Raw genomic sequence first — 9,526 nt, 5'->3', positions numbered from 1 at the left:
GCAAAGAAGACACGATAAGCGCCAGCGAATCGATGCCGCCCTTGTGCTCTGGAGTAAAAGCAAAGCATTTTGGCGTAGCGGCTTGTCTCAGCAACGAAAAATACCGAACGATTTCAAAAAATCGTTCGGTATTTTTCTATCTTATAGAAGTTTTGTCTCAGACTCTTTTTTAAGTACATACGTACGTGTGGAAACTTTGAAACAACGGGTATTGACAAAAATGGATGCTGCATCGTCAGGTTTTTTCTTTTTTTCAGGGAAAATTCCAGTCATATTCAAGGCTTCTGTCCGTAACGCCCTTTTCCCCGGGCGCATAAAATATGCTGACTATATTCTTTCCATCCTCCGACCCTTTCGCCTTCTGGCAGAGGACGGGGACAGCCTTGTCAAGAAAGGGTGAAGCCACTTGAGAGAGATGGACAGAGGTTACCGTACCCTGCTCACTAAAAGGGAACGGGAAGTGTTTGAATTACTCGTCCAAGATCAGACGACCAAAGAAATAGCCTCCCAGTTATTTATCAGTGAAAAAACGGTCCGAAACCATATTTCCAACACAATGCAGAAGCTGGGGGTCAAGGGGCGTTCTCAGGCTGTGATTGAACTCATACGGCTTGGGGAACTTTCAATTTAATGAACGACCGGCTTCCCGCAAAGGGAAAAACAGCTGAAGGGTGGAGAATGTATGAATCCCGAAGCTTAATCAGACAATGAAACCCGGTACAACCGGCTGTTTTTTATCCTTTGGGAAAGCTGGTTCTTTTTTAATTACGTCTAAAACCTTGCCGACTGACTGCGAAAGTGCTATAATAAATCGTAAGTTTGCAGCGAAGGCATTGTCATATCATTGTACAGATTTACGTGTTACTGACTGGATCAGGCATGAGTAAATGCATCAGGAAGAAATAAGTATTCGTACCGGCTTGTTTCTATACCGACCTAATGCGTTTGCTCATGCCTTTTTTACTACCGTCCGGATCTGAAGAAAGCACCAGAAACGCTTGACCTGACGCTGCATTCCTTAGTATGTTTATGAAAGCGATATAATTTTTAAGAAAAGGGGTTTCAGTCATGAAAGAACAAACGTACACTATTACTAACGATACGGGAATTCACGCTCGTCCGGCCACCCAGCTTGTAAATAAAGCCGGCCAGTATTCTTCGGAAATTACGCTTGAGTACAATGGGAAGTCCGTCAACCTCAAATCCATTATGGGCGTTATGTCTCTTGGTGTCGGTAAAAATTCAGAAGTAACGATCCGCGTGGAAGGCTCTGACGAAGAAGAAGCCATGAAAGCAGTAGATGAAGTAGTGAAAGAAGGGCTTGGAGAGTAATGACTACCACCTTGAAAGGCATTGCTGCCTCCAAGGGCATTGCCTTTGCAAAAGCATTTGTCCTTGAACAACCGGAGATGAACATCGAAAAGACACAGGTCAGCGATATCGAGTCGGAAACGTCACGCTTTTATGACGCGATGGAGCGTGCCAGGCAGGAACTTCAGATTATAAAGAATAAAACATTAAAAGACATGGGCGAGGACAAGGCGGAGATTTTTTCCGCCCATCTTCTTGTGCTCGAAGACCCGGAAATCATAGACGGCGTCACTTCTAAAATTAAGGAAGAGCAGATTAATGCTGAAGCGGCGATGAAAGAATTAGCCGACATGTATGTCACCATGTTTGAAGGTATGGACAATGAATACATGAAAGAACGTGCTTCCGATATCCGGGACGTATCCCAGCGGATTCTTCTTCATCTGCTCGGCGTTGAAAATACAAGCCTTGCTGCCATTCAGGAGGAAACTGTTGTTATTGCCGAGGATCTGACTCCTTCTGATACGGCCCAGCTTGATTTGACGTATGTCCTAGGGTTTGCGACCGATATCGGCGGCCGTACTTCCCATTCGGCTATTATGGCGCGTTCCATGGAGATACCGGCTGTTGTCGGGACAAGACAGGCTACATCATCCATCCAGACAGGAGACTTTCTTATTATTGACGGCATGGAAGGAGAAGTTATTCTCCAGCCGGATGAAGAAACGATTGTTTCCTATAAGGAAAAGCAGCAGGAATATCTTCGTAAAAAAGAAGAATGGGCCAAGCTTGTAAACGAACCGTCCATCACTAAAGACGGCACCCGTGTTGAACTTGCGGCAAACATAGGAACACCGGATGATCTGAGTGGAGTCCTGGATAACGGTGCTGAAGGCATAGGACTGTACCGTACGGAATTTTTATACATGGGCCGGAATGAACTTCCGGATGAGGAAGAGCAGTTTGAAGCATACAAAAATGTCCTTGAAAAGATGAACGGCGGTGCTGTAGTTATCCGTACTCTTGATATTGGAGGAGATAAAGAACTACCGTATCTCGATCTCCCGTCGGAACTGAATCCATTTCTTGGTTACCGTGCGATACGGCTCTGTCTCGAGGAAAAAGAGATGTTCCGCACCCAGCTCCGGGCACTGCTTCGTGCCGGCGCCTACGGGAATCTGAAAATCATGTTTCCGATGGTGGCCACGATTGAGGAGTTCCGGGAAGCAAAGAGCATTCTCGAAGATGTGAAAAATGACCTCAAACAGGAAGGGCTGCAGCCGGCAGAAGATGTCGAAACCGGTATTATGGTGGAAATTCCATCTACTGCTGCGGCGGCTGATATTTTTGCAAAAGAGGTCGACTTCTTCAGCATCGGCACGAACGATCTCATTCAGTATACGATGGCTGCCGACCGGATGAGCGAAAAAGTATCCCATCTTTATCAGCCTTATCATCCAGCCGTACTGAGACTCGTCAAGCAGGTGATTGAAGCCGCTCATAATGAAGGGAAATGGGCCGGCATGTGCGGAGAAATGGCCGGAGAAGAAACAGCAGTGCCGCTGCTTCTCGGTCTTGGACTTGATGAGTTCAGTATGAGTGCAACATCTGTTCTTCCTGCCAGAAGTCAGCTTCTTACGCTCACGAAGGAAGAAGCACAGGAACTGGCTGCCGAAGCTGTCAATCTTCCTACCGCCAAAGAAGTTGAAGCACTTGTTTACGAAAAAGGTTTTATCCGGTCCTGATCCACTGCTGGAACTAAACATTATTCGGCCCCGCTTTCATGCGGGGCTTTTTTAGCGAATACAGTAGAATGCTGATAGTTTCTCTTTACCGGGGTCCGTGTCCGCTGATTGATGAAACCGGCTGAAATATTCCGGGTGCCTTGAAATCACGACGGAAAAAAGAGAGAATATATATGTTAAGGTATGAAACAGTTGACTTTTACATTTGACAGGAAGACTGAATGGTAAGGAACAGCTCCGATCATTAAAAAACTAAAATGCAGTATGAATAAAACAATGAGAAATAGAGGGACCATAAGTGAATCGACCAATTGGAATTATAGACTCCGGTGTGGGAGGCTTGACCGTGGCCAGGGAGGTGGCCCGGCAGCTGCCAAAGGAAAAGATGATATATATCGGAGACACAGCAAGGTGCCCATACGGCCCGAGACCTGTCCATGAAGTGAAACAGTTTACGTGGGAAATGATTCATCATCTGCAGCAGGAAAACATAAAAATGCTTATTATTGCGTGTAACACGGCGGCGGCCGTCGTTCTCGAGGAAGTAAAGGAACATCTTGATATCCCGGTTATCGGGGTGGTACAGCCGGGTGCCATCACGGCACTGAAGCTGACAAAATCAGATCACGTCGCCGTCATTGGTACAGAAGGAACGATTGCGAGCGGCGCCTATCCGCGCGCCCTGCATGCTATAAATGAAGGAGTACACGTGCAGTCGCTCGCCTGCCCGCCCTTTGTGCCCTTGGTCGAGCAGGGGATTTGTGAAGGAGAAGAAGCCCTGTCGATTGTCCGCCGGACCCTTCGTCCGCTCACCGGTTCTTTCTTTGACACAATGATTCTCGGCTGTACCCACTACCCTCTTTTAGCTGAAGTGATTCAGGAAGTAGTAGGAGATGACATCCGGCTTATTTCATCTGGAGACGAAACAGCCAGCGAAGCAAGTACGATTTTGAATTTCCATGAAATGCTTCACACTGATATGTCTTTTCCGGAGCACACATTCTATACGACCGGACAGGTGGAGCATTTCCGTATGATCGCGGACCGCTGGCTGGATGATACGGCCTCTGATGTCCGGTCCATCAGTCTGGAGCAGACAGACAGAGCCCATTCAAAAAAAGTGCTGTGAAAACAGCGGTTTGTCCAGTGTTTTCACGGTAAAATATATTCTGATGGTCTAATTCCCATCCAGGCTCGTATAAATAATACAAACTGGTCTGGGAGGGAAGAACGAATGAAAATGCCGTGGAAGGCAGCAGCCGTTTTAGCGGTGCCTTTTATTTTGCAGGGGTGTGGATTCGGCAGTGATGAGGCAGGAAATATGGACGAACCTCCGGAAGAAGTTACGGAGGACATAGCTTGGGAAGACTTTGAGGAAGCAGCACAACAGGAGCAATCCTCTAATTCGGATGAAGAAGAGGAACCAACGGAAGAGGAAACAGTCGAAAGGGAGCTTTATCTCATTGATGAAAATGGAAAGGTTGCCCCGCAGACCTTTTCTCTTCCTAAAACAGAAGGTGTACTGAAACAGTCGCTGGAGCATCTCGTAACCGGCGGGCCGATCAGCCGGATGGTTCCAAATGGATTCCAGGCTGTACTGCCGCAAGGTACAGAAGTAGATGTCCGTTTGGATGAAAACGGCACTGCGGTCACCGACTTTTCAACGGAATTCCGCGACTACCAACCGGAGCAGGAACAGGCGGTACTGCAGGCTGTAACCTGGACATTGACACAGTTTGATAATGTGGAGGATGTCTCCTTTCAGATAAACGGCTATAAACAGGAGACCATGCCGGTCAATGGAACGCCGATCGGAGACTCCTACAGCCGTGCCCAGGGAATTAATCTGGAAAACGGGCGTGTCAGCGATATGACAGACAGCAGTAGCGTCACTGTATATTTTTTATCCCAGATTGGGGAAAACTCCTACTATGTTCCGGTCACCCGCAGAATAAGCGGGAAAGACGATAATAACAAGCTGGATGCGGCAATGACTGAACTCGTCAAAGGCCCTTCTCCGGAAAGCGGTCTGCATGACGTTCTGCGTGAAGGAACGTTGCTTGCAGAACCTTCGCAGGTAAAGCAGGGTACGGCGTCCATTTTCTTTAATGAAGGACTGCTTTCCGGCCAAAATGGCTCTGTTTCGGAAGAAGCACTGCATGCGGCCCTTTTGACAGCTACAGAACTGGAAAGCGTTGAAAACGTAGAATTGAATGTGGAAGGGGCGGAAGAAGTACTTCGCGTAAACGGCGAAACACTCGCAGACCCGGCAGCCCGGCCGGCGTTTGTAAATGATGCTCCTTCCAAAGGATGAAAATGCGGGGTAAGGCGGCTCTATGCTGCCTTCTTTTTATCCAGGCGTCTGTAAAGCTCCTGCTGTGGAAGGCGGGAGCTGACGGACGTGTGCACCTTAACAGGTTTTTAATTAGGAGGATACAGACATGACAATGACACGATTTGATGGAAGAGAAAAAAGTGAGATGCGTCCGGTTACCATTGATACGGAATTTTTGAAACACCCGGAAGGTTCGGTACTTATCACCGTTGGAGAAACCAAAGTTATCTGCACGGCGAGCATTGAGGATCGTGTTCCGCCGTTTATGCGTAACAGTGGCAAGGGTTGGATCGCCGCAGAGTATTCCATGCTTCCAAGAGCAACCGAACAACGTAATATCAGGGAAGCCGCGAAGGGAAAACTGAGCGGCCGAACCATGGAAATTCAACGTTTAATCGGCCGTTCGCTCCGCTCTGTCGTTGACTTGTCCAGCATCGGTGAGCGTACAATCTGGATAGACTGCGACGTCATTCAGGCAGACGGCGGTACACGCACAGCCTCTATTACAGGAGCATTTGTTGCGATGGCCATGGCTGTGAAATCTTTTGTGGAAGCAGGGAAAATAAAAAAATGGCCGATTGTGGATTATCTTGCTGCTGTTTCGGTCGGAGTTGACGCTGGACAAGAGGAACTGCTGGATTTATGCTATAAAGAGGATGCAGAAGCAGCAGTGGATATGAATATCGTAATGACAGGAAACGGTGAATTCGTTGAACTTCAGGGAACGGGGGAAGAAGCCTCCTATTCCCGCAGCCAGCTTAATTCCCTTCTCGACCTTGGGGAAAAAGGGATGAATGAATTGTTTCTTATTCAAAAAGAGCTGCTCGGATCCATTGATGATGACATTCAGGCAAAAAAGGAAGCGGCAGAATAATGCGTACCGTAATTATTGCAACCAAAAATGAAAACAAAGTCAAAGAGTTCCGTGATATGTTTGGTTCAGAGGCAGCCGTCCGTTCTCTTCTTGATGTGGAAATGGACGACATTCCCGAAACAGGAGAGACATTTGAAGAGAACGCTGCACTAAAAGCGGAAGCTATTGCTGCAGCCTATGAGGTGCCTGTCATAGCAGATGATTCCGGTCTTGAAATCGACGCGCTGAACGGGCGCCCCGGCGTGTACTCAGCCCGCTATGCAGGCGAAGAGAAAAACGATGAAGCAAACACGGCGAAAGTGCTGCAGGAACTCGAAGGTATGCCGGAAGAAAAGCGCAGTGCCCGTTTTGTGTGTGTCATTGCTGCTGCAGCACCGGGAAAAGAGACGGAAACATTCCGTGGAACGTGTGAAGGCAGAATTGCTCCAGCCAAATCAGGCGCAAACGGTTTCGGTTATGATCCTGTCTTTTATCTGCCGGAACGCGGGGTTTCGATGGCAGAACTTCCGCCCGAAGAAAAAAATAAAATCAGCCACCGGTTCCAGGCTCTTCAGAAAATGAAAGAACAAAGCTTGAACATTACATCCGATGAAAGAGAGTGAATCCTATGAAATGTTTGTTGGTCAGTGACAGCCACGGCAGTGAAACAGAACTGAGTGAAGTAATTGAGCGGCACCGCGGGGAAGTGGATGCTGTCTTTCACTGCGGAGACTCTGAATTGTCCAACGATTCTTCTATTCTTGAAGGTGTACATACGGTTCAGGGAAATGTGGACAAGCCGGGCGAATTTCCGGAAGATACAGCTGAAACGGTAGAAGGGGTCCGGGTATATGTCACACACGGTCATCTCTACAATATTAAAATGACTCATATTCCGCTGTCTTACCGGGCGGAAGAAACACAGGCACGCATGGCGTGTTTCGGCCACAGCCACCACCCGACCGCCTTTGAAGATCAAGGCATCCTTTTTGTTAACCCGGGAAGTGTGATGCAGCCCCGCACCCGTCCCGAACAGACGTATGCCATTGCATCATTTGATGAATCCGGCGGAGCCGAAATCCGTTTTTATGAGCGGGTTTCCGCCGAGGAGGTAACAGATTTGTATGCTTCGTTTGAAGGAAAAAGTGAATAAAAAGAACGGCCTGGGAGCGGAGCAAGGCATCTTGCTCCGACTCAGGGCTGCTTTTTTCAATACTCAGGAAGATGCTTTTAAAAATCATATTGACTTCAGCCGCCGGATATAATAACATAATATTTGTCGCTGAAAAACAAACGTCTTGTCCCAGTAGCTCAGTAGGATAGAGCAACGGCCTTCTAAGCCGTAGGTCGCAGGTTCGAATCCTGCCTGGGACACCATTTACCTATTTAGGGTTTTAACCCATAAACGGAAAATCCCTTTATGACGGTACTTTGACTGACATTCAAAGACCGAAAAGGTGTTCTCTGTTGAACACGAAAATGAACTTTTTTTGCACATATTTTGCACATGCTAGCCGCTCATTTCATCAAAGATTTGGGCGGTTTTTTCTTCGTCTCTGGTCCGCAATTCTTTCAAGATATAAGCGTACGTGTTCATCGTGGGACACCAAACTCAAAAGTGCCAAACCCCTTGGGAGACAAGGGGTTTTTTAATTTACCACTATTCATTCCACTTCTGTAAATTGCCTTGATTTTAGCTTTTTGGGGCAGGATTGGGGCAGAATTTAATTTTGCCCCTGTTACTCCTCGAAAAGCTCCTTAAAATGATTAGCTGCCACCCGGTTTACTTCCCCCGAACAAAAAATGATCATTTCTTTTCACCAAACTCCATTTTTTCGCCCGGTTTGTGGCAAAATAACAGAGACATTTTGAGGGGGAATTTGATGAGATTGGCAAGGTACATATTAACCATGGCATTACTTGGAACCATGCTTACATCATTTATTCATGCTGAAGAAAAGGAAATGCCGGGATGTAAGGAAACGACAAAAGAGGTCGGAGCTGCAGCTGCACCGGATGCTGCCTTGAACGTGCATTTTCTGGATGTGGGACAGGGCGACAGCATCTTGGTGGAGCCCGAGGGTTCCGGTGGAAATCTTCTTATTGACGGAGGCATGCACGGGTCCGGAGAAGAAATCATTGATTATTTAGAAGAAGAGAATATCGATACCCTGGAATGGGTGGTGGCGACACACCCGGATGTCGATCATATTGGCGGATTAATTAAGGTATTGGAAGAAATAGACGTGAAAAATGTGCTGGATAGTGGGAAAGAGCATACGACAAAAACGTATCAGAAGTACCTCGAATTAATGGATGAACAGGATATTCCTGTTGTAAAAGCGGAAGCAGGAGAATATTTAGACACGCAGGTTGCTGAAGTACAAATTCTGAATGGATATCATGACAGTGACGTAATCAATAAATCCTCCATTGTCCTTCATCTCACTTACGGAGAGACAAAAGTGTTATTGACGGGCGACGCCGCGATTGAAAATGAAGTGGAAATGATGGAAAAATACGATGTCGAGTCCGATTTGTTGAAGGTTGGCCACCACGGGGCAGACACGTCAACCAGTGCTCAATTTGTGGAAGCTGTGGATCCTGAAACAGCGTTCCTTTCTTACGGCGAAAATGATTACGGCCATCCCTCTGAAAATGTTGTAAAAACCCTGAAAGAGGCAGGAGTTGAACTATACAGCACGTATGAATCCGGAAATATTGAAGTTTCGTTACATCCTCAAGGTCTCAATGTACCGGAAGCAGAGCCCTGGAACGGTGATGGAAAAGAGGATACGGGTAACAGTGATACTATAGATGAAATACGCCTGGATACGATCTGCGGTCAGGAGGGGTCATTTGAAACAATACACGGTCGATCGGCTGGAGGGGGAATTGGCCGTTCTCCTTCCTGCCGGCGATGAAAACATACAAAGAAAGGTACCAACAAAACAGCTTCCTGAAGATTTAAAGGAAGGCGATGTCGTAGAAGTCGAATGTAACGAGAACGGGACATTGCGGGAAATTACAATAAATCATCAAGAAACAGAAAATCGAAAACAGAAAGCTCAATCGATCTTTCAAAAACTGAAGAATAAGCTGGGATGAACAGAAATTAATAAACAGCATGACATGATGAAAAAGAATCGGAAATAACGATGGGAGGACGCCTTGATTTAGTAAATCCTGGCGTCCTCTTTTGTTTTCTTCCGGGTAATAATAGATACTCGGATACATTGTTTTAAATTTGTTACCGCTTTGTCCAGAAATAATAGATTGTTC

11 protein-coding genes and 1 tRNA gene are annotated in these 9,526 nt (G+C 46.8%); all 12 read left to right on the top strand.

Features of this window, described 5'->3' with window-relative positions:
* Positions 1-400: hypothetical protein (locus ACFSUB_RS07050; RefSeq protein WP_380712482.1), on the top strand; the 400-nt coding region annotated here is incomplete at its 5' end.
* Between the two features lie 15 nt (positions 401-415).
* Positions 416-631: a helix-turn-helix domain-containing protein gene (locus tag ACFSUB_RS07045; RefSeq protein ID WP_380713201.1), complete on the top strand. Its 216-nt coding sequence runs from the start codon at positions 416-418 to the stop codon at positions 629-631.
* 437 nt (positions 632-1,068) lie between these two features.
* Positions 1,069-1,332 (top strand): phosphocarrier protein HPr, encoded by a 264-nt coding sequence (locus ACFSUB_RS07040; RefSeq protein WP_380712481.1) that lies wholly within the window; start codon positions 1,069-1,071, stop codon positions 1,330-1,332.
* The gene (gene ptsP / locus ACFSUB_RS07035; protein ID WP_380712480.1) at positions 1,332-3,056 is read left to right on the top strand and encodes a phosphoenolpyruvate--protein phosphotransferase; all 1,725 of its coding nucleotides are present in this window, start codon (positions 1,332-1,334) and stop codon (positions 3,054-3,056) included. The genes ACFSUB_RS07040 and ptsP overlap by 1 nt, the downstream gene beginning before the upstream one ends.
* 298 nt (positions 3,057-3,354) lie before the next feature.
* Positions 3,355-4,185 (top strand): glutamate racemase, encoded by an 831-nt coding sequence (gene racE / locus ACFSUB_RS07030; RefSeq protein WP_380712479.1) that lies wholly within the window; start codon positions 3,355-3,357, stop codon positions 4,183-4,185.
* 105 nt (positions 4,186-4,290) lie between these two features.
* Entirely contained in the window at positions 4,291-5,370 is a 1,080-nt protein-coding gene (locus tag ACFSUB_RS07025) for a GerMN domain-containing protein (RefSeq protein WP_380712478.1), read from the top strand.
* A 127-nt stretch (positions 5,371-5,497) separates the two neighbouring features.
* A complete protein-coding gene (rph, locus tag ACFSUB_RS07020; protein WP_380712477.1) occupies positions 5,498-6,265 on the top strand; it encodes a ribonuclease PH in 768 nt (255 codons plus the stop codon).
* Complete coding sequence (locus ACFSUB_RS07015) at positions 6,265-6,867, top strand: XTP/dITP diphosphatase (RefSeq protein ID WP_380712476.1); 603 nt, start codon at positions 6,265-6,267, stop codon at positions 6,865-6,867. Before rph ends, ACFSUB_RS07015 begins: the two co-directional genes overlap by 1 nt.
* Before the next feature lie 5 nt (positions 6,868-6,872).
* Positions 6,873-7,397, top strand: a complete 525-nt coding sequence (locus ACFSUB_RS07010) for a metallophosphoesterase family protein (RefSeq protein ID WP_380712474.1) — start codon at positions 6,873-6,875, stop codon at positions 7,395-7,397.
* A 147-nt stretch (positions 7,398-7,544) separates the two neighbouring features.
* Positions 7,545-7,621 (top strand) — tRNA-Arg (locus tag ACFSUB_RS07005).
* A gap of 506 nt (positions 7,622-8,127) precedes the next feature.
* The gene (locus ACFSUB_RS07000; protein ID WP_380712473.1) at positions 8,128-9,168 is read left to right on the top strand and encodes a ComEC/Rec2 family competence protein; all 1,041 of its coding nucleotides are present in this window, start codon (positions 8,128-8,130) and stop codon (positions 9,166-9,168) included.
* A complete protein-coding gene (locus ACFSUB_RS06995; protein WP_380712472.1) occupies positions 9,062-9,352 on the top strand; it encodes a DUF3006 domain-containing protein in 291 nt (96 codons plus the stop codon). Before ACFSUB_RS07000 ends, ACFSUB_RS06995 begins: the two co-directional genes overlap by 107 nt.
* The last annotated feature ends 174 nt before the right edge of the window (positions 9,353-9,526 follow it).

The sequence above is a fragment of the Salibacterium lacus genome (assembly GCF_042684865.1).
Taxonomy (GTDB): domain Bacteria; phylum Bacillota; class Bacilli; order Bacillales; family Marinococcaceae; genus Salibacterium; species Salibacterium lacus.
Note: the sequence above shows the minus strand (reverse complement) of the source record. Positions and strands in the feature narration are given on the sequence as shown.